The organism is Sphingomonas qomolangmaensis (assembly GCF_024496245.1).
In the GTDB taxonomy this organism is placed as follows: domain Bacteria; phylum Pseudomonadota; class Alphaproteobacteria; order Sphingomonadales; family Sphingomonadaceae; genus Sphingomonas; species Sphingomonas qomolangmaensis.
Genome location: NZ_CP101740.1, coordinates 2,242,886 through 2,261,393, shown reverse-complemented (window position 1 = coordinate 2,261,393; position 18,508 = coordinate 2,242,886). Strand labels below are relative to the sequence as shown.

The window sequence follows — 18,508 nt, the reverse complement described above, 5'->3', positions numbered from 1 at the left end:
GGTCTTTCGGACAGGCTAACGCTTTATGCGCGGCGGGGAAACCGGCTAGCTTTTGGGGGTGCAGCGATAGACCAGCCGTTCGTTGGGAAGCGGCGGCAGCGTCGCGCGGATCGCGGCTTGCTGTGTCGCGAGGTTGGCGCGCGGCGCGCCTTCGGGAGCGCAGGTCTTGAGGCCGACCTCGGCGCGCAGCCGGCGCGCGCCTGCCATCTGGCTGGCCGACAGCAGATAGCGGCTGTTGGTGTAGGTGCGCGTCGCGGGGTTGAAGGCGAGCACCGACACCGTCTGTTCGCTCGCGGGCACCAGGATACGCTCCCAGCCATCGCCCGCCTCGGCATATTGGGTGCGCTGGTTCATGCAGCCATCGGCGCCCCAGTCGATCTGGACGTCGTCGGTGGCCGACACCGTCACGCGGCTGCGATCGGGCAGCATCGTGCAGGTCATCGGCCCGAGTGCGCCCTGTTCGACCGGCGCCGGCGGGGAAACGCCCGCCTCGGCGCGCTCGGGATCGAAGGCGGGGCGGAGCAGGAAGACCAGCACCGCGCCCAGCATCAGCGCGATCCCGGCGATGCCCAGCCCGATCGCCCAGCGACGCTGGCCGCGGGTTTCGAGCAGGCCCGCGGCGCCGACTAGCAGCGCGCCGAGCACCAGCAGCACCGCGGCGATCGCGATGAAATTCTCGCGCGCCAGTTCGGCCTCTTCGCGCGCGGCGACGATCCGCGCGGCGCGCGCGGCTTCGGCGCGTTCGGCGGCTTGCTCGGCGCGCGCCGCCTCGGCGGCGTCGGCCTGGCGATCGGTGGCGAGGCGTTCCTCCATGCCGATGCAGCCGCCGCCGACGGTCTGCACCTTCTGCCCCGCCTCGCGCAAGAAGGCGGCGAGCTCGGCATTGGCGATGGCGAAGGCGAAGCCCGAATCGCCGTCATCGGCGCGGGTGATCGCCGAGTTGACCCCGATCACCCGCCCGCAGCGATCGAGCAGCGGGCCGCCCGAATTGCCGCGGGCGATGCCGGCGGTGTGGAGCAGCACCTGCGTCCCCGCCAGGCTGCGCAGGCCGGCGAAATTGCCCTGCGAGCGCACCGGCGACAATGGGGTGATGAAATCGGCCGAGCTTTGCGCGGTCGCCAGATCGACATTGCCCGGATAGCCGAGCGACACCAGCAGCTCGCCATCGGCAACGGGGCCGGTGTAGAGCGCGAGCGGCGGGAGGTTGGCGCCGCTGAATTCGATGAGCGCGAGGTCGCGATTGGGGTCGACCGCTATCAGCCGCCCCTGGAACGAGCGATCGCCTTCGGAAGGCACCACGCCGATGACGACATTGCCCGGATAGCGCGCGGCGAGTTCGACGACATGCGCGTTGGTGACGATCCGGTTCGGCCCGACCGCGAAGCCCGATCCGTGGCCGAAGCCGACGACTTCGTCCTCGACCACCGCGATCGTGACGATCCGCACCACCCCGCGCCCGGCGGCGGAAATGTCGTCGGCGCGGGCGGGGGTGGCGGCGCACAGGAATAGCGCGATGGCACCGAGCAGCCTCAGCACGAAGCGGTATCCGCCGGATTTGGGGCAGGTTCGATGCCGGGACAGGATGCCATTACATATACCGTTCGTGCTGAGTAGCGACCGAGTAGGCGAAGCCGTATCGAGGGCGCGTATCGAAGCAGCGCTCCGCGCGCCACCCTGTCCTTCGATAGGCCGCCTCGATACGCGGCTGCGCCGCTACTCGGTGGCTACTCAGGACGAACTTGGGGAAAGGCTGCGGCCTTCTGCGTACTCGGTTTGGAAGCGCTTCACGGACAAGTTGCATACCGGCCCCCTATGTTGCCTGCGCTTTGCTACAGCGCTGATAGCCCTACAAGAAATTATACGGATCGACGTCGACCACCACGCGCACTTTGGCCGACCAATCGACCCCGCCCAGCCAGGCACGAATCGCGTCCTGAACATCGAAAGCGCGCTTGGCGTGCACCAGCAGCCGGAAGCGGTGGCGGCCGCGGAGCATCGCCAGCGGCGCGGGGGCGGGGCCGAAGACTTCCATGCCGTCGATCCGGGGGGCGGCGCGGCCGAGGGCGCGCGCGGTGTCGAGCGCAGCGTCCTTGTCTTCGCTCGACACCACGATCGCGGCGAAGCGACCGAAGGGTGGGGTGTCCGAATCGCGGCGCGCTTCGGTTTCGGCGGCGTAGAAGCTCTCGGCGTCGCCCGACACCAATGCCTCCATCACCGGCGCGGTCGGCTCGTGGGTCTGGATATAGACATGGCCCGGCTTCTCGCCGCGCCCCGCGCGTCCGGCGACCTGCATGATCTGCTGGAAGGTCCGCTCGGCGGCGCGCAGATCGCCGCCCGCCAGGCCGAGATCGGCGTCGATCACGCCGACCAAGGTCAGATTGGGGAAGTGATAGCCCTTGGTCACCAACTGGGTGCCGACGACGATGTCGATCTCGCGCGCCTCCATCCTATGCACGAATTCGGCGGCCTTGGCGGGCGACCAGATGGTGTCCGACGTCACCACCGCGACCTTGGCATTGGGCCACAATGCCATTGCTTCGTCGGCGATGCGTTCGACGCCGGGGCCGCAGGCGACCAGGCTTTCCTCTTCGCCGCATTCGGGGCAGGCGCGCGGGGTCGGGATGACATGGCCGCAATGATGGCAGGCAAGGCGGCGGATCAGCCGGTGCTCGACCATCCAGGCGGTGCAATTGGGGCATTGGAAGCGGTGGCCGCAGGTGCGGCACAAGGTCAGCGGGGCATAGCCGCGGCGGTTGAGGAACAGCAAAACCTGTTCGCCGCGCTCGAGCGTCTCGTCGATCGCCTTGATCAGGCGCGGCGCGATCCAGCGGCCGCGATCGGGGGGCTCGCGCAGCAGGTCGATCGCCTCGATCGCGGGCATCTGCGCGACGCCATAGCGACCGGGCAGCTTGAGTTCGGCATAGCGCCCGAGCGCGACCTGCTGGCGGGTCTCGATCGCGGGGGTGGCGGTGGCGAGGATCACCGGGCACGCCTCGAACTTGCCGCGCATCACCGCGACGTCGCGGGCGTGATAATGGACGCCCTCTTCCTGCTTGAAGCTGGTTTCATGCGCTTCGTCGACGACGATCAGCCCGAGATTGGGATAGGGCAGGAACAGCGCCGAGCGCGCGCCGACGGTCACCAGCGCCTGGCCGGTGGCGATCGCGCGCCAGGCGCGGCGGCGCTGCGACTGGCGAAGGTCCGAATGCCATGCCACCGGCTCGCAGCCGAAGCGCGCGTGGAAGCGCTTGAGGAAGGGTTCGGTCAGCGCGATTTCGGGGAGCAGCACCAGCGTCTGCCGTCCGGCGGCGATGGCGGCGGCGACGGCTTCGAAATACACCTCGGTCTTGCCCGATCCGGTGACGCCGTCGAGCAGGAACGGCTGGAAGGCGCGCGCATCGACCGCGTTGCAGGCGGTGGCGGCGACCGCCTGCTGATCGGCTGAGAGATCGGGCGCGCCGAAGTCTGGGTCGGGGAGCGGATAGGGATGGTCGATATCGACCTCGACCCCCTCGAGCGCGCCTGCCTTTACCAGCCCGCGCACCACCGCGTCGGAGACATCGGCGATCGTGGCCAGTTCCCGGATGATTCCCTGGCGGTCGCCGATCCGTTCGAGCGCCTGGGTGCGCTGTGGGGTGAGCCGATCGGGAACGTGGCCTGTGGCGCGGTATTCGATCGCGAGCTTGGCCCCTTCGAGCGCCGAGGTCGAGGCGAGCGCCATGCGCAGCACGCTCGCCATCGGCGCAAGATAATAATCGGCGGTCCATTCGATCAACCGGCGCAGATTGGCCGGGATCGGCGGCGCATCGGCGACGCCGAGAAGGTTGCGCAGGCGGTTGTCGCCGACTTCCTCGGTCGGCAGGCGTTCGGCCTCCCAGGCGACGCCGAGCAACTGGCGCGGGCCGAGCGGGGCGATAACGATCGATCCGGGTGCGACGTCCATCCCGTGCGGCACGCGATAGTCGAGCGGGCCGAGCGCGGAATTCATGACGATGACGCGGGCGCGGGAGGAGGACATTGCCGCGCTATATCGGGGATCGCGCGGCGCGGGGGAAGGGTGCGTCGTATTGCTCCCCTGCCTTGCAGGAAGGGGGGGAATTAGTCGGGTGTCCAGAGCAGCTGGACGAACGCGATGTGATCGATTGCCGCGCGGCGGCCATCGACCGGTGGGTCGTATTGGTTGAGATACGCCAGTTCGAGCCGAAGCGACTTCGCTACGGGTACCCGCACGCCTGCCTGATTCCGCATCCGCGCCCAACCACGCTGGCGGCTCCAGTCGGCGCGGGTGGCGAGGAAGCTTTCGTGGCTGAGCGCCAGCTGCGGTGCGTCGGTATCGCCCAGCGGCACGCGCAGGCTCAGCCGCGGGCGGGCGCGATACTGGATATCGCCGCCGTCGTTGCGGAAACGCTGTTCGGTTTGGAGCTGGAAGCGAAGCTCGTTGCGACCGATTTTGGCGATAGGCAGCGCGATCCGCTGCCGCAGTCGATCCTCGACGGTCTTGGGACCGTCGGTTTCGGATTCGTTGCGCTGATAGCCCCACGACAGCGCGACGTCGCCGGGCAGCGTGTGTGTGATGTAGAGCGCCTGCAGCGATTCGTAGAAGCCGCCGTCGGCATCGGAAAACCGCACGGTTGTGTCGATCTCAACCCGCAGAGCATCCTCGATCGGCAGCTGCGCCGAGGTCATGACCCACAGTTGCGCGTCATGTTCCTGCGCCGCAGCGGGCGCCGCAATCAGCAGCAGGGGAACGATCAGGCTTCGCATCGCGTTGGGTTTCCAGGGTGTACGCTCCTCGTCCCAGGCGATATGAGCGCGTTGCCGGTCGCCTAGTGCGGCCACCCCCATCGCTCAATCGAAATCGGGAATGCTGCAGCCATGAAATTCTTCGCCGACACCGCCGACGTGAACGATATCCGCGACCTGGCCGAAGCCGGACTGCTCGACGGGGTGACCACCAACCCGTCGCTGATCCACAAGGCGGGGCGCGACTTCATCGAAGTCGTCACCGAAATCTGCAGCATCGTCGAAGGCCCGGTATCGGCCGAAGTCGTCGCGCTCGATTATGCCGAGATGATGCGCGAGGCCGAAATCCTGCGCAAGATCGCGGGCAATGTCGCGGTCAAGGTGCCGCTGACGATCGACGGGCTGAAGACCTGCAAGGCGTTGACCGATGACGGCACGATGGTGAATGTAACGTTGTGCTTCTCGGCGAACCAGGCGCTGCTCGCGGCCAAGGCTGGCGCGACCTTCATTTCTCCGTTCGTTGGCCGGCACGACGACAACGGTTTCGATGGGATGCAGCTGATCGGCGACATCCGGCTGATCTACGACAACTATGCCTTCGACACCGAAATCCTGGTCGCCAGCGTCCGCCACCCGATCCATGTGCTCGAAAGCGCGCGGATCGGTGCCGACGTGATGACCGCGCCGCCTTCGGTGATCCGCCAGCTGGTCAAGCATCCGCTGACCGACAAGGGGATCGAAGGGTTCCTGGCCGATTGGGCGAAGACCGGGCAGAAGATCGGCTGAGCCTCGCGCCTCCCGTCACCCCGGCCTTGTGCCGGGGTCCACCGGGCGGCTCGCGGTGAAGCCAGTGGAGCAGGGTCGGCCTTTCGGGCAGTTTTGGTGTTGACTGACGGCGTACCCCCTTGGGCCCTGGACCCCGGCTCAAGGCCGGGTGATGGGTTTGGGGGCGCGACATGACGTTTCGGGTTTAGTACCACATCCGCCATGGCCACCCCGCTTCCGCTCGCTTTTGCCCAGCACCTTGCTCGCGACCGTCGGCGATCGGTGCATACGGTGCGTGCTTATGAAGCGACGGCGGTTCGGCTGGTCGTTTTCCTGCAATCGCATTGGGGCGAGGCGATCGACGCCGCCGCGCTTGGCCGGATCGGCACCGCAGATCTGCGCGCGTTCCTGGCGGTGCGGCGCGGCGAGGGGCTGACCAACGCCTCGACCGCGCGAGAATTGTCCGCCGTACGCGCCTTTCTGAATTTCGCCGGGGTCGCCGAACCCCGGATCAAGGGGCCGCGCGTCAAGAAGGGCGTGCCGCGCCCGATCGCCCCCGACGAAGCCGTCGCGCTTGCCGAAGAGGTCGAGGAGGACGCCAGCGAACCGTGGATCGGCGCGCGCGATTTCGCGGTGTTGATGCTGCTCTATGGCGCGGGCCTGCGGATCGGCGAGGCGATGGGGCTGACCGGCGCGGTGCTGCCGCTGGGCGACACCCTGGTCGTGACCGGCAAGCGCGCCAAGACGCGGATGGTGCCGCTGTTGCCGCAGGTGCGCGATGCGATCACCGCCTATGTCGCTGCCTGCCCCTATGCCACCGCGCGCGGGCTGCCGCTGTTTCGTGGGGCGAAGGGCGGGGCGCTGTCACCGGGGATGGTCCGGGTCGCGGTGCGCAAGGCGCGGGCGCGGCTGGGGCTGTCCGACCGGACGACGCCGCATGCGTTGCGGCACAGCTTCGCGACGCATCTGCTGGGTCGCGGGGCCGATCTTCGCTCGCTCCAGGAGCTGCTGGGCCATGCCAGCCTCAGCTCGACGCAAGTCTATACCGCAGTCGATGCGGCGCATCTGATGGATGTGTACCGCAACGCCCATCCTCGGGCTTAGCCCTCCCGTCCAGGGAGGGGCCTTAGTTCGGCTTCGGCTTCCAGGTCAGCACGCGGATGACGTACCATAGCAGCAGCACGACGATCACCCCGGTCGAGATCGGCCCTAGATAGCGATCGACGTCCTCGTAATTGCTGCCGAGGATATAGCCTGCGGTCGCGAGCCCCGCGGTCCACCCGAAGGTGCCCAGCGTCGACCAGAACAGGAACGGCTTCCAGGGCATCTCGAACAGCCCGGCGGGGATCGACACCAGCGATCGCACCGTCGGCAGCATTCGGCCGATGAAGACGAACCATTTGTCGAATCGATCGAAGAACGCATCGGCGCGCTTGAGCTCGCGCCAGTCGAGCGTCAGCCAGCGGCCATAGCGCTCGATCAGTGGCTGGAACCGATCATAGCCGAGCCAGCGCGCGAACGCATACCAGGCGATGTTCCCCGCCATCGCGCCGACCGTTCCCGCTGCGATCGCGCCCCATAGCGACATCGTCCCGCGCGCCGCCTGAAGCCCGGCGAGCGACATGATCACCTCCGACGGGATCGGCGGGAATACCGTTTCGAGGAACATCAGCAACATGACCCCGAGATACGAGGATTGTTCGATCAGTTCGCGTACCCAATCAGCCACGTTGCGCTACCTTTGCTTCGATGACGTCGAAAATCGCACCCGCGGTGTCGGTGCCGTTGAACCGGTCGATCGCGACAATCCCGGTGGGGCTGGTGACGTTGATTTCGGTCAGCCATTCGCCGCCGATCACGTCGATGCCGACGAAGATCAGCCCGCGGCGTTTGAGTTCGGGGCCGAGCTCGGCGCAGATCTCGCGCTCACGCTGGGTGAGTTCGGTGGCTTCAGCCGAGCCGCCGACCGCGAGGTTCGAACGGATCTCGCCTTCGCCGGGCAGGCGGTTGATCGCGCCGGCGATCTCGCCATCGACCAGCACGATCCGCTTGTCGCCCTTGGCGACGTCGGGAAGGAAGGCCTGGACCATATGCGCCTCGGGCCAGGTCATGTTGAACACCTCGATCAGCGCCGACAAATTCTGGCCATCGGCATCGACCTTGAAGATCGCCTTGCCGCCATTGCCGTGCAGCGGCTTGATGACCACCGAGCCGTGGACGCCGAGGAAGGCACGTGCTTCGTCGAGACTGCGGGTGACGAGCGTCGGCGGCATGAAATGCGCGTAATCGAGGACGAACACCTTTTCGGGCGCGTTGCGCACCTGCGCGGGGTCGTTGACCACCAACGTCCGGTCGGCGATCCGCTCGAGCAGATGCGTCGCGGTGATGTAGCCGAGGTCGAAGGGCGGATCCTGCCGCATCAGCACGACATCGGCTTCTTCGCCTAGGTCTAGCGACAGCGGATCGCCGGCGGTGAAGTGGTTGCCCGGCTCGGGGCGCACCGTCACCGGATGCGCCTTGGCCCAGACGCGGCCATCGGCGTAGTTGAGCGCATCGGCGGTGTAGTGGAACAGCCGGTGGCCACGCGCCTGTGCGGTGAGCATCAGCGCGAAGGTCGAATCGCCGGCGATGTTGATGCCGGCCAGGGGGTCCATCTGGACTGCGACGGTAAGCGACATTGCGGCCTCCTTGCCCCTTGACCGTCACCCCCGCGAAAGCTGGGGTCTCGAGCCGCGGGAGACCCCAGCCTTCGCCGGGGTAACGGTGTTGGATGCGCATCTAGAAGCGGATCGCTGCAAAGTCACCCGATCCAGGCATTCTCGATATGGCGGGGCGGATGGCCGGGGGCGAGCAGCAGGACATCGACGCGCATGTCGTCGCCGGGCTTGAGGTAGCGGGGGGCGAGCATCTCGGCGGCAGCGGCGACGCGCGCGAGGCGGCGCTCATCGATCGCGAAGTCGAGCCCGGCGGCGGTGGCGCGGGTTTTCACCTCGACGAAGGCGACGAGCTTCCTGCGGCGGACGATGAGGTCGACTTCGCCCGCAGGCGTGCGGATTCGGGTGTCGAGGATCGTCCAGCCCTGGGTAGCGAGGTAGGCGGCGGCTTCGGCCTCGCCATCGCGGCCGCGTTGGTCGGCGGCGCGGCGAAGCATACTTCCCTCCCGCGTGCGGGAGGGGGCGGGGGAGGGCTTGTCAGTTATGCGCCTCGGCATCGTCGGACAGGCCCTCCCCTGGCTCCTCCCGCCAGCGGGAGGGGGACTTTAACGCCATTGCTCTTGCGTACAGCGTCTTGCGATCGAGCCCCAGTCGCTTGGCGACCTCGCCCGCGGCCTTCGACGCGGGAAGGCGGGTGAGCGCTTCGGCCAGCGCGGCGTCCCCGTCTTCGTCGCTGGCGGGTTCGGGCGCGCCGGGCGGAGCGACGATGACGACGATCTCGCCCTTGGGGGGCGAATCGGCATAGCGCGCGGCGAGCTGGGTCAGCGTGCCGGTGACGCATTCCTCGAACTTCTTGGTGATCTCGCGCGCTACCCCTGCTTCGCGGTCGCCCAGGCCCTCGGCGAGCGCGGTCAGGCAGGCGGCGAGGCGCGGCCCCGATTCGTAGAGCACCAACGTCGCGCGGATGCCGGCAACCTCGGCGATCGCCTCGGCGCGCGCTTGTTGCTTCGAGGGAAGGAAGCCGACGAACAGGAACCGGTCGGTCGGCAGGCCCGCGAGCGTCAGGGCCGCCACCGCCGCGCAGGGACCGGGCACCGTCGCCACCAAATGGCCCGCCGCGCGCGCATCGCGCACCAGCTTGTAGCCAGGGTCCGAGATCAGCGGGGTGCCCGCGTCGGACACCAATGCCACGACTTCACTGCCCATGCGCGCGATCAATCCTGGGCGGACCGCGTCAGCATTGTGATCGTGATAGGGGGTCATCGGTCGCTTCACGCCGATATGGCGGAGCAGCCCGGCGGTCACGCGGCTGTCTTCGACGGCGATGATCGCGGCGTTGCTCAGCACCTGCGCGGCGCGCGGCGACAAGTCACCGAGATTGCCGATCGGGGTGGCGACGATATAGAGACCGGGCAATAGTTCGGCGTGCATCAGGGGACTCACATGGCAGACGGCGTTACCATCCGGCAACGGGGAATGGGGTTTTTCCGCGTCGCGACGATCGCGACCGCAATGCTGGTGAGTGCTTGCGCGAGCATCGTCCCGCGCGGCGCCCCCCCAGGGCAACAGGCGCCGCCGGTCGATCGTCCCGCGCCGACGCGCCCTGCGCCGGTCACCCCGGGGCTGCCGCAGGACGATAGCCGCCACCGGATCGCGCTGCTCGTGCCACTGACCGGCACCAATGCGCGCGTCGGCCAGAGCCTGGCCAATGCCACCCAGCTCGCCTTGCTCGACACCAAGAGCGAAGCGGTGCGGATCACCAACTACGATACCGCGCGCGGCGCGGGGGCGGCGGCGCAGGCGGCGATCCGCGACGGCAACCGGCTGATCCTGGGGCCGCTGCTCGCCGAAGATGTCCGAGCGGTCGCGCCGATCGCGCGCGCGGCGCGGGTGCCGGTGCTGAGCTTTTCGAACGATACCGACGTCGCGGGCGATGGCGCGTTCGTGATGGGCTATACCCCGGCGCAGTCGATCGAGCGCGTCGTCGAGCATGCACGCCGCGCGGGCGTGACGCAGTTCGCCGGGCTGATCCCGACCGGACTATATGGTCGCCGCGCATCGACCAGCTTCCTGCGCGCGGTCGAGGATGCCGGCGGGCAGGTGGTATCGCTCCAGACCTTCGACCGCAATCCGCGCTCGATCTCGGCGGCGATCACCAAGCTGTCGGCGACATCGCCCTATCAGGCGGTGCTGATCGCCGATGGCGTCCAGACCGCGGCGGGCGCGGTCCCGGTGCTTCGCCGCAGCGAAGGCGGGCGTACCGCGCGCGTGCTCGGCACCGAATTGTGGAACGCCGATTCGGGGGTCGGCGGCAACGCCGCGCTCAACGGTGCATGGTATGCGAGCGTCTCGAACGACCTGTACCGCCAATATGCGGGTAAATATCGCGCGCGCTTCGGCAGCGCGCCGTATCGGCTGTCGAGCATGGGCTATGACGCGGTGCTGCTGACGGTGCGGATCGCGCGCGACTGGCGCGTGGGCAGCGTGTTCCCGATGAGCCGGCTGACCGACAATGACGGGTTCGCCGGGTTGGACGGCCCGTTCCGCTTCGGCCGCGACGGCATCGCCGAGCGCGCGCTCGAGGTCAACGAGGTGCGCGGTGGGGCGACGGTGACGGTGTCGGAAGCACCGAAAGCGTTCGGGCGGTAGCTTGTGCTCCCCTCCCTGAAAGGGAGGGGCTGGGGGTGGGTCGAGTATTTGTGGTACGACTGGTCCGGACGTTGCGGCGACCGTATCGCCCGGACCAGACCCACCCCCGACCCCTCCCTTTCAGGGAGGGGGGGGTTAGGTTAGTTCGTGACGATTTCGCGCAGGATCGCTTCGAGCACGGGCATGCCGGTTTCGGTGATGCGCAGCCGTTCGTCTTCAAGCGTCGCCAACCCCTGCACCTGCAGCAACCACATCGCCTTGCGGTCGATCGGCGCTTCGCCGCCTGCCAGCGCCGCCACGCGTCCGAGATCGACCCCCTCGGCCATGCGAAGCCCCATCACCAGCGCTTCGGTGGCCGATTCATGCGGGGTGAGCGCGTCTTCCGCCGACAGGCCATGCGCGTTGCGATCGACCGCCGCGAGCCAGTTTTCGGGCTTCTTGTGGCGCACCGTCGCCAGCCCGCCACGCCGGCCGTGCGCGCCGGGGCCGATGCCGGCATAATCGCGATAGCGCCAATATGTGAGGTTGTGCCGGCTCTCGGCGCCCGGCCGTGCGTGGTTCGAAATCTCGTAGGCGGGAAGGCCGGCGGCGGCGGTGAGCGTGCGCGTCAGCTCGAACAGGTCGGCGGCGTCGTCTTCGCCGGGGATGACGAGGTCGCCCTTGGCGGCCAGCGTGGCGAAGCGCGTGCCGGGTTCGACCGTCAGCTGGTACAGCGACAGATGTTCGGTGCCGAAGCCGATCGCGCGCGCCAGTTCGGCTTCCCATGCCGCGAGCGACTGGCCGGGGCGCGCGTAGATCAGGTCGAACGACACCCGCGCGAACGCCGCCTGCGCGGTGGCGAGCGCCGCCAGCCCCTCGTCGACCGAATGCGCGCGGCCGAGGAACGCCAGAGCGCTGTCGTCGAGCGCCTGCAGCCCGAGCGACACCCGGTTGACCCCGGCGCGCGCGATATCGGCGAAGCGCGCCGCCTCGACCGAGGAGGGGTTGGCCTCGAGCGTGATCTCGCATGCGGGTTCGAGCCCCCAATGCCGGTCGGCGGCGTCGATCAGCGCGGCGACGGTGGCGGGGGGCATCAGCGACGGCGTGCCGCCGCCGAAGAAGATCGAGCCTACCTTGCGCCCGGGCAGCAGCGCCGCCTCATGCGCCATGTCGGCGAGCAATGCCGCGCGCCAGCGATCCTGGTCGACGCTGTCGCGGACATGGCTGTTGAAGTCGCAATAGGGGCATTTCGAGACGCAGAACGGCCAGTGGATGTAGAGCGCGAGGGCGTCTGGTGCCGTTGCGCCTACAAGCGCCGTCACCCCAGCGAAAGCTGGGGTCTCTCCGTTGGCGAGAGACCCCAGCTTTCGCTGGGGTGACGGGATGTCGGCGGGAGTGCTCCTGTCGGTCAGAACACCGCCTTCACCAACTGCCCGAAGGCATCGGCGCGGTGGCTCATCGCGTGTTTCTTCGCCGGGTCCATTTCGCCAAAGGTCTCGGTCTCGCCGTTGGCTAGGAACATCGCGTCATAGCCGAAGCCGTGGTCGCCGCGGGGTGGCCAAACCAGTACGCCATCGACGCGGCCTTCGAACCATTCGACATGGCCGTCGGGCCAGGCGAGCGCGAGCGCGCAGATGAAATGCGCGTCGCGGCCCGGCGCGGGCTCGATCGCGGCGAGCTTGTCTTCGACCAGCTGCATCGCAACCGCGAAATCCTTCGACGGTCCCGCCCAGCGCGCCGAGAAAATGCCCGGATCGCCGCCGAGCGCCTCGACGCACAGCCCCGAATCATCGGCGAGCGCGGGCAGGCCCGAAAGATCAGCGGCCTGCATCGCCTTCAATTCGGCATTGGCGACGAAGGTGGTGCCGGTCTCCTCGGGCTCGGGCAGGTCGAGTTCGGCGGCCGACACCGGCTCGATTCCCAGCGGCCCCAGCAGCGCGCGGATTTCGCGCACCTTGCCCGGATTGTGGCTGGCGATGACCAGCCGGCCCGGCGTCAGCTTGCGGATCGCCTGGGGGACGGGGCCTTCCCCGCTCACCGGCCGATGGCCTTGCGCTGCGCGGCGAAGATTTCGGTGCAACCGATCCGTGCGAGGCGAAGCAGGCGCAGCAGGCCTTCCTCGTCATAGGTCGCGCCCTCGGCGGTCGCTTGCGCTTCGGCGATCGAGCCATTGTCGAGCAGCACGAAATTGGCGTCGGCATCGGCGCCCGAATCTTCCGGGTAGTCGAGATCGAGCACCGGGGTGCCCTGATAGATGCCGCAGCTGACCGCGGCGACCTGATGGACGATCGGGTCGACCGTCAGCTTGCCCTCGGCGAGCAATTTGTCGACCGCGATCCGCAGCGCGACCCAAGCGCCCGAGATCGAGGCGGTGCGGGTGCCGCCATCGGCCTGGATCACGTCGCAATCGAGCGTGATCTGGCGCTCGCCCAGTGCCTTCATGTCGGTGACCGCGCGCAAGCTGCGGCCGATCAGCCGCTGGATTTCCTGGGTGCGGCCCGATTGCTTGCCCTTGGCGGCTTCGCGGTTGCTGCGGGTGTGGGTCGAACGCGGCAGCATGCCGTATTCGGCGGTAACCCAGCCCTCGCCCTTGCCGCGCAGGAACGGCGGTACGCGCTCTTCGATGCTGGCGGTGACCAGCACCTTGGTGTCGCCGAAGCCGATCAGCACCGAACCTTCGGCGTGGCGGGTGAAATTGGGCTCGATCGTGAGCGGGCGCATCTGATCGGGGGCGCGGCCGGATGGGCGCATGGGGAGTCTCCTTGGGGTTTGGGTGGGGGATAGTGTGAGCGCGGTGTGAGCGCCAGCCCTTCTCCCCTCCCTGGAAGGGAGGGGCCGGGGGTGGGTGGGGTGCTCGTGGTACGGATGGGTGGAGGCTGAGGGTGCCGTCGCTCCCGGACCGGACCCACCCCCAACCCCTCCCTTCCAGGGAGGGGGGTAAGAAGTGCCCCAGCTTTCGCTGGGGTGACGGATGGGGTGCGACGCGCCTACATACTAGCCATGACGCCGATCACCGAAATGACCGACCGCGCGCGCGACGTGTTCCGTATCGTGGTCGAATCCTATCTCGAAACCGGGTTGCCGGTGGGTTCGCGGACCTTGTCGAAGATTTCGGGGCTCAGCCTGTCGCCCGCATCGATCCGCAACGTCATGCAGGATCTCGAGGAACTCGGCCTGCTCGCGGCGCCGCATGCGAGCGCGGGGCGGATGCCGACGCATAGCGGCTTGCGGCTGTTCGTCGACGGCATGATGCAGAGCCACGAACCCTCGCCCGAGGAGCGCGCGGCGATCGAGGGGCGCGCGGGCGAGCGCGGGCCGGTCGAGGAGGCGCTGGCCAACACCACTGCGGTCCTGTCGGGGCTGTCGGCCTGCGCGGGACTGGTTCTGGTGCCCAAGCGCGAACCGGTACTCAAGCAGTTCGGCTTCGTGCTGCTGAGCCATGACAAGGCGCTGGCGGTGCTGGTGGGCGACGACGGATCGGTCGAGAACCGCGTCGTCGAATTGCCCCCGGGCATGGGGCCGGGCGCGCTCGAGGAGGCCGCCAACTATATGTCGGCGACGCTTGCGGGGCTGACGCTGGCCGAGGCGCGTGCGCGGATCGATCGCCAGATCGCGCAGGAGCGCGCCGAGCTCGACGCGACCGCGCGGACTTTGGTCGAGCGCGGGCTGGCGGTGTGGAGCGAGGATGGCGATCGCCGCCCGGTGCTGATCGTGCGCGGCCAGGCGCGGCTGATCGACAATTCGGCGGCCGAGGACCTCGATCGCGTGCGCCAGCTGCTCGACGAGCTCGAGGGCAAGCAGGAAATCGCGCGGCTGCTCGACAGCGCACGCGAGGGCGACGCCGCGCGGATCTTCATCGGATCGGAGAATAAATTGTTCGCGCTGTCGGGCTCGTCGGTGATCGCCAAACCGGTGCGCGCGATGGACGGAAGGGTGGTTGGCGTCGTCGGCGTGATCGGCCCTACTCGGTTGAACTACGCGCGCGTCGTGCCCATGGTGGACTTCACGGCCGCGACGATCGCGCGGCTACTTGGCTGAACCAGGCACGAAACAGGAAATCATGGAAGACAACAAGGATAGCGGCCTCGCCGCCGAAGCCGAGGCAATCCGCGAAGCGACCGCCGAGGCTGCCCCCGAACTCGCCGAGCATGATCGAGTCGCCGAGCTCGAGGTCGAGCTCGAGGAAGCACGCAAGGCGGTGCTGTATGCGCAGGCCGACACGCAGAATGTCCGCCGCCGCGCCGAGAAGGAAGCCGCCGACGCGCGCGCTTATGCCGCGACCGCGTTCGCGCGCGACATCCTGTCGGTCGCCGACAATCTTGCACGCGCGCTTGCGGCGATCCCCGCCGAGCTTCGCGACGACGAGAAGTTCAAGGGACTGGTCGTCGGCCTCGACGCCACCGGCCGCGAGATCGAGAGCGTGTTTTCGCGCCACGGCATCACCCGGATGACGCCGATGGGCGAAAGCCTCGACCCCAATCGCCACCAGGCGATGTTCGAAGTCCCCTCGGCCGAGGCGGCACCGGGGACGATCGTGCAGGAAGTCCAGGCAGGCTACATGATCCGCGACCGGTTGCTTCGACCGGCGCTGGTGGGCGTGGCGAAGGCGGCGGAGTAACCTCATCTAATCCTCCCCCTTCCGGGGGAGGTGGCAGCCCGCAGGGCTGACGGAGGGGGCGCCCCAAGCGGAACGCTCGTGCCCGCCCCCTCCACCGCTGCGCGGTCCCCCTCCCCTTGGCGGGGGAGGAATTGAAGAAGGTGGCGGCCTTAGGCGCGGAAAACGACTCGATCCTCCCCCTTGAGGGGGGGGTGGCAGCTTGCAAGGCTGACGGAGGGGGTTTGCCATAAGCGGGCGGCCCGTTTCCGCCCCCCCGCACCATGCTTTGCATGGTTCCCCTCCCCCTGGCGGGGGAGGATTAGGCAGAAGACAACCCCGCGTCGGCCCCCTATCTAGCCTTCCATGCCTCCCCGTTTTGCAACGCTTCCCAATCGCCGTGCGATCATCGACCGGCGGATCCTCGCCGACCGGTTGGCGATCGTCGAGGCGGGCGATCCGATCGCGCTTCGCCAGGCGGCTAGCGCGATCCTCAAGGACGCGCTCGACGCCGGGCGCGCCGAGGTCGAGCGGCGCTTTGCCGAGCATCCCACGCGCGGGCTCGAGGCCGCCGCCGCGCAGGGTTTCCTGGTCGACCAGCTGCTGCGGCTGTTGTGGGATTTCACGCTGCGGCGGCTTTATCGCAACCCCAATCCCACCGCCGCCGAGCGAATGACGCTGATCGCGGTCGGTGGTTATGGGCGCGGCGAGATGGCGCCGCATTCGGACGTCGATCTGGGCTTCCTGACCCCCACCCGCCGCACGCCATGGTGCGAGCAGGTGATCGAGACGATGCTGTACGCCTTGTGGGACATGGGGCTCAAGGTCGGTCATTCGTCGCGCTCGCTCGACGAGATGGTCAAGATGGCCAAGTCGGACGTCACGGTGCGCACCGCGTTGCTCGAGGCGCGCTATGTCTGGGGCGATACCGCGCTGTATGACGAGGCGGCGCGGCGCTTCAAGGCCGAGGTGCAGACCGATACGCGCGGCTTCGTCGCGCAGAAGCTGGCCGAGCGCGACGTTCGCCACAAGAAGATGGGCGACAGCCGCTATGTCGTCGAACCCAATGTGAAGGAGGGCAAGGGCGGCTTGCGCGACCTCCACACGCTCTTCTGGATCGGCAAGGATGCGTATGGCGTCCAGCGCGCCGCCGAGCTGGTCGAAAAGGGCGTGCTGACGCGGCAGGAATATCGTCGCTTCAACCGCGCCGAGAATTTCCTGTGGGCGGTGCGCTGCCATTTGCATCTGATCACCGGGCGCGCCGAGGAGCGGCTGACCTTCGATGTCCAGCGCGAGATCGCCGAGCGGATGCGCTATGCGGACCGGCCGGGGAAATCGGCGGTCGAGCGCTTCATGCAATTCTATTTCCTGCAGGCCAAGATCGTCGGCGACTTGACTGGCGTGTTCCTGGCGCATCTCGACGAGGCGCTGGCGGGGCGCGGACGGCGCTTCGGGCTGCCGGCGATCCGGCGGAGCCCGCGCAAGCTCCAGGGGTTCGTCCTCGATCGCGGGCGACTGGCGCTGCCCAACGATCTTTTCCTGCGCGACGATCCGGTGCGGCTGATCGAGCTGTTCGCGCTCGCCGATGCGCATGGGCTCGAGGTCCACCCGCAGGCGATGCGGCTGGCGGCGCGCGATGCCAAACTGGTCGACGACTATCGCGACGACCCGCGCGCCAATGCGCTGTTCCTCGACGTGCTGACGTCGCCGCGCGAACCCGAACAGGTGCTGCGCTGGATGAACGAGGCAGGCGTAATGGGCCGCTTCGTGCCCGATTTCGGCCGCGTCGTCGCGCAGATGCAGTTCGACATGTACCATCACTACACCGTCGACGAGCACACGATCCGCGCGGTCGGGCTGCTGGCGCAGATCGAGAATGGCCGGCTGGTCGAGGATCATCCGCTGGCGACGGTGCTGTTCGAACAGATCGTCTCGCGCCGCGCGCTCTATGTCGCGGTGCTGCTGCACGACATCGCCAAGGGGCGCGGCGGCGATCATTCGGTGCTGGGGGCCGAAGTCGCCGAGCGGCTGTGCCCGCGCTTCGGGCTGACGCCGGCCGAGACAGAAACCGTGGCGTGGCTGGTGCGCTGGCATTTGCTGGCGTCGGCGACCGCGTTCAAGCGCGACCTGTCGGACTTCAAGACGATCCTCGATTTCGCGGCGATCGTCGCCAGCCCGCAGCGGCTGATGATGCTGCTGGTGCTGACCGTGGTCGACATCCGCGCGGTGGGGCCGGGGACGTGGAACGGGTGGAAACGCCAGCTGCTGACCGATTTGTACCAATCGGCCGAGGAAGTGCTGCGGCTGGGCCACAAGCAACGCGGGCGCGGCGAGCGGGTGACAGCCAAGCAGGAACGGCTGCACGCGGCGCTGGGCTGGGCCGAGCGCGATTTCGCGCGACTGGTGCAGCGGCTGCCCGAAGCCTATTGGGTCGCCGAGCCGATCGACGTGCTCGAACGCAATGCGCGGATGATGGCTGCGGCTGGCGAAACCCAATTGTCGATCGACGCGCAGCCCGATCCCGAGCGCGGTGCAACGCTGGTATCGATCTACGCCGCCGATCATCCGGGCATCTTCTATCGCATCGCCGGCGCGATCCATGCCGCGGGCGGGAACATCATCGACGCGCGGATCCACACTACGCGCGACGGCATGGCGCTCGATAATTTCCTCGTCCAGGATCCGCTCGGGCGTCCCTTCGACGACGAAGGCCAGTTGGCGCGGCTCAAGACGACGATCGCCGACGCGCTCGCCAACCGCGCGCGGCTGACCGAGCGGCTGCAGGGCAAGCCGCTGCCGCGCCCGCGCGCCGACGCCTTCTCGATCGAGCCCGCGGTGCTGATCGACAACAAGGCGTCGAACCGCTTCACCGTGATCGAGGTCAACGCGCGCGACCGCCCGGCCCTGCTGTTCGACCTTGCCAACGCGTTGTTCCAGTCGAAGGTGACGATCCATTCGGCGCATGTCGCGACCTATGGCGAGCGCGCGGTCGATACTTTCTATGTGACCGATCTGCTCGGCGACAAGATCGATTCGACCTCGCGGCTCAAGGCGGTCGAGCGGCGACTGATCGAGGCTGCGGCGGGCAGCGATGCGGCGGCGCAGGCGGCATAGTCCGGGCGGC

Annotated in this window: 16 protein-coding genes; 6 read left to right on the top strand and 10 right to left on the bottom strand. The window is 68.2% G+C overall.

From position 1 onward, the window contains the following. Window positions 1-45: 45 nt before the first annotated feature. From NMP03_RS10665 to NMP03_RS10655, 3 genes are all read right to left on the bottom strand, one after another. Window positions 46-1,536, bottom strand: a complete 1,491-nt coding sequence (locus NMP03_RS10665) for a S1C family serine protease (RefSeq protein ID WP_256505362.1) — start codon at window positions 1,534-1,536, stop codon at window positions 46-48. Window positions 1,537-1,846: 310 nt separating this feature from the next. Then, a complete protein-coding gene (locus tag NMP03_RS10660) occupies window positions 1,847-4,018 on the bottom strand; it encodes a primosomal protein N' (protein ID WP_256505361.1) in 2,172 nt (723 codons plus the stop codon). Between the two features lie 80 nt (window positions 4,019-4,098). Beyond that, window positions 4,099-4,764: a DUF2490 domain-containing protein gene (locus tag NMP03_RS10655; protein ID WP_256505358.1), complete on the bottom strand. Its 666-nt coding sequence runs from the start codon at window positions 4,762-4,764 to the stop codon at window positions 4,099-4,101. A 111-nt stretch (window positions 4,765-4,875) separates the two neighbouring features. On the opposite strand from NMP03_RS10655, the gene fsa reads away from it, so the two are divergent. Further along, window positions 4,876-5,529 (top strand): fructose-6-phosphate aldolase, encoded by a 654-nt coding sequence (gene fsa, locus NMP03_RS10650; protein ID WP_256505357.1) that lies wholly within the window; start codon window positions 4,876-4,878, stop codon window positions 5,527-5,529. Window positions 5,530-5,730: 201 nt separating this feature from the next. Then, entirely contained in the window at window positions 5,731-6,612 is an 882-nt protein-coding gene (locus NMP03_RS10645; RefSeq protein WP_256505355.1) for a tyrosine recombinase XerC, read from the top strand. A 22-nt stretch (window positions 6,613-6,634) separates the two neighbouring features. Here the strand turns inward: NMP03_RS10645 and NMP03_RS10640 are convergent, their stop codons facing one another. The 4 genes from NMP03_RS10640 to rsmI form a co-directional block, all read right to left on the bottom strand. Next, entirely contained in the window at window positions 6,635-7,237 is a 603-nt protein-coding gene (locus NMP03_RS10640) for a DedA family protein (RefSeq protein ID WP_256505353.1), read from the bottom strand. Next, window positions 7,230-8,186: a glutathione synthase gene (gene gshB, locus NMP03_RS10635; RefSeq protein ID WP_256505352.1), complete on the bottom strand. Its 957-nt coding sequence runs from the start codon at window positions 8,184-8,186 to the stop codon at window positions 7,230-7,232. Before gshB ends, NMP03_RS10640 begins: the two co-directional genes overlap by 8 nt. 122 nt (window positions 8,187-8,308) lie before the next feature. Further along, entirely contained in the window at window positions 8,309-8,659 is a 351-nt protein-coding gene (locus tag NMP03_RS10630; RefSeq protein WP_256505350.1) for a YraN family protein, read from the bottom strand. Between the two features lie 40 nt (window positions 8,660-8,699). Continuing rightward, window positions 8,700-9,593, bottom strand: coding sequence for a 16S rRNA (cytidine(1402)-2'-O)-methyltransferase (rsmI, locus tag NMP03_RS10625; protein WP_256505349.1), 894 nt, complete (start codon window positions 9,591-9,593; stop codon window positions 8,700-8,702). A 12-nt stretch (window positions 9,594-9,605) separates the two neighbouring features. Here rsmI and NMP03_RS10620 point away from each other — a divergent pair, with 12 nt between their 5' ends. Continuing rightward, entirely contained in the window at window positions 9,606-10,811 is a 1,206-nt protein-coding gene (locus tag NMP03_RS10620; protein ID WP_256505347.1) for a penicillin-binding protein activator, read from the top strand. 140 nt (window positions 10,812-10,951) lie between these two features. Here NMP03_RS10620 and hemW read toward each other — a convergent pair whose 3' ends face one another. The 3 genes from hemW to rph all read right to left on the bottom strand — a co-directional run bounded on the left by hemW (window position 10,952) and on the right by rph (window position 13,541). Then, on the bottom strand, window positions 10,952-12,112 hold the full coding sequence (hemW, locus tag NMP03_RS10615) for a radical SAM family heme chaperone HemW (RefSeq protein WP_256505345.1): 1,161 nt from the start codon (window positions 12,110-12,112) through the stop codon (window positions 10,952-10,954). Between the two features lie 86 nt (window positions 12,113-12,198). After that, window positions 12,199-12,828 (bottom strand): RdgB/HAM1 family non-canonical purine NTP pyrophosphatase, encoded by a 630-nt coding sequence (rdgB, locus tag NMP03_RS10610; RefSeq protein WP_256505342.1) that lies wholly within the window; start codon window positions 12,826-12,828, stop codon window positions 12,199-12,201. Next, entirely contained in the window at window positions 12,825-13,541 is a 717-nt protein-coding gene (rph, locus tag NMP03_RS10605) for a ribonuclease PH (protein WP_256505341.1), read from the bottom strand. Before rph ends, rdgB begins: the two co-directional genes overlap by 4 nt. Window positions 13,542-13,790: 249 nt before the next feature. Here rph and hrcA point away from each other — a divergent pair, with 249 nt between their 5' ends. The 3 genes from hrcA to NMP03_RS10590 all read left to right on the top strand — a co-directional run bounded on the left by hrcA (window position 13,791) and on the right by NMP03_RS10590 (window position 18,498). Continuing rightward, the gene (gene hrcA / locus NMP03_RS10600; protein WP_256505340.1) at window positions 13,791-14,828 is read left to right on the top strand and encodes a heat-inducible transcriptional repressor HrcA; all 1,038 of its coding nucleotides are present in this window, start codon (window positions 13,791-13,793) and stop codon (window positions 14,826-14,828) included. Between the two features lie 22 nt (window positions 14,829-14,850). Further along, window positions 14,851-15,408 carry a nucleotide exchange factor GrpE gene (locus NMP03_RS10595; RefSeq protein WP_256505339.1) on the top strand — a complete coding sequence of 186 codons (558 nt, stop codon included), beginning with the start codon at window positions 14,851-14,853 and terminating at the stop codon, window positions 15,406-15,408. Window positions 15,409-15,750: 342 nt separating this feature from the next. Continuing rightward, window positions 15,751-18,498 carry a [protein-PII] uridylyltransferase gene (locus NMP03_RS10590; RefSeq protein WP_256505338.1) on the top strand — a complete coding sequence of 916 codons (2,748 nt, stop codon included), beginning with the start codon at window positions 15,751-15,753 and terminating at the stop codon, window positions 18,496-18,498. The last annotated feature ends 10 nt before the right edge of the window (window positions 18,499-18,508 follow it).

Excerpts from the sequence above, each read along its gene's own strand:
- NMP03_RS10660 (WP_256505361.1), bottom strand. The coding sequence starts at position 4,018 with ATGTCCTCCTCCCGCGCCCGCGTCATCGTCATGAATTCCGCGCTCGGC.
- NMP03_RS10655 (WP_256505358.1), bottom strand. The coding sequence starts at position 4,764 with ATGCGAAGCCTGATCGTTCCCCTGCTGCTGATTGCGGCGCCCGCTGCG.
- fsa (WP_256505357.1), top strand. The coding sequence starts at position 4,876 with ATGAAATTCTTCGCCGACACCGCCGACGTGAACGATATCCGCGACCTG.
- NMP03_RS10645 (WP_256505355.1), top strand. The coding sequence starts at position 5,731 with ATGGCCACCCCGCTTCCGCTCGCTTTTGCCCAGCACCTTGCTCGCGAC.
- gshB (WP_256505352.1), bottom strand. The coding sequence starts at position 8,186 with ATGTCGCTTACCGTCGCAGTCCAGATGGACCCCCTGGCCGGCATCAAC.
- NMP03_RS10630 (WP_256505350.1), bottom strand. The coding sequence starts at position 8,659 with ATGCTTCGCCGCGCCGCCGACCAACGCGGCCGCGATGGCGAGGCCGAA.
- rsmI (WP_256505349.1), bottom strand. The coding sequence starts at position 9,593 with ATGCACGCCGAACTATTGCCCGGTCTCTATATCGTCGCCACCCCGATC.
- NMP03_RS10620 (WP_256505347.1), top strand. The coding sequence starts at position 9,606 with ATGGCAGACGGCGTTACCATCCGGCAACGGGGAATGGGGTTTTTCCGC.
- rph (WP_256505341.1), bottom strand. The coding sequence starts at position 13,541 with ATGCGCCCATCCGGCCGCGCCCCCGATCAGATGCGCCCGCTCACGATC.
- hrcA (WP_256505340.1), top strand. The coding sequence starts at position 13,791 with ATGACGCCGATCACCGAAATGACCGACCGCGCGCGCGACGTGTTCCGT.
- NMP03_RS10595 (WP_256505339.1), top strand. The coding sequence starts at position 14,851 with ATGGAAGACAACAAGGATAGCGGCCTCGCCGCCGAAGCCGAGGCAATC.
- NMP03_RS10590 (WP_256505338.1), top strand. The coding sequence starts at position 15,751 with ATGCCTCCCCGTTTTGCAACGCTTCCCAATCGCCGTGCGATCATCGAC.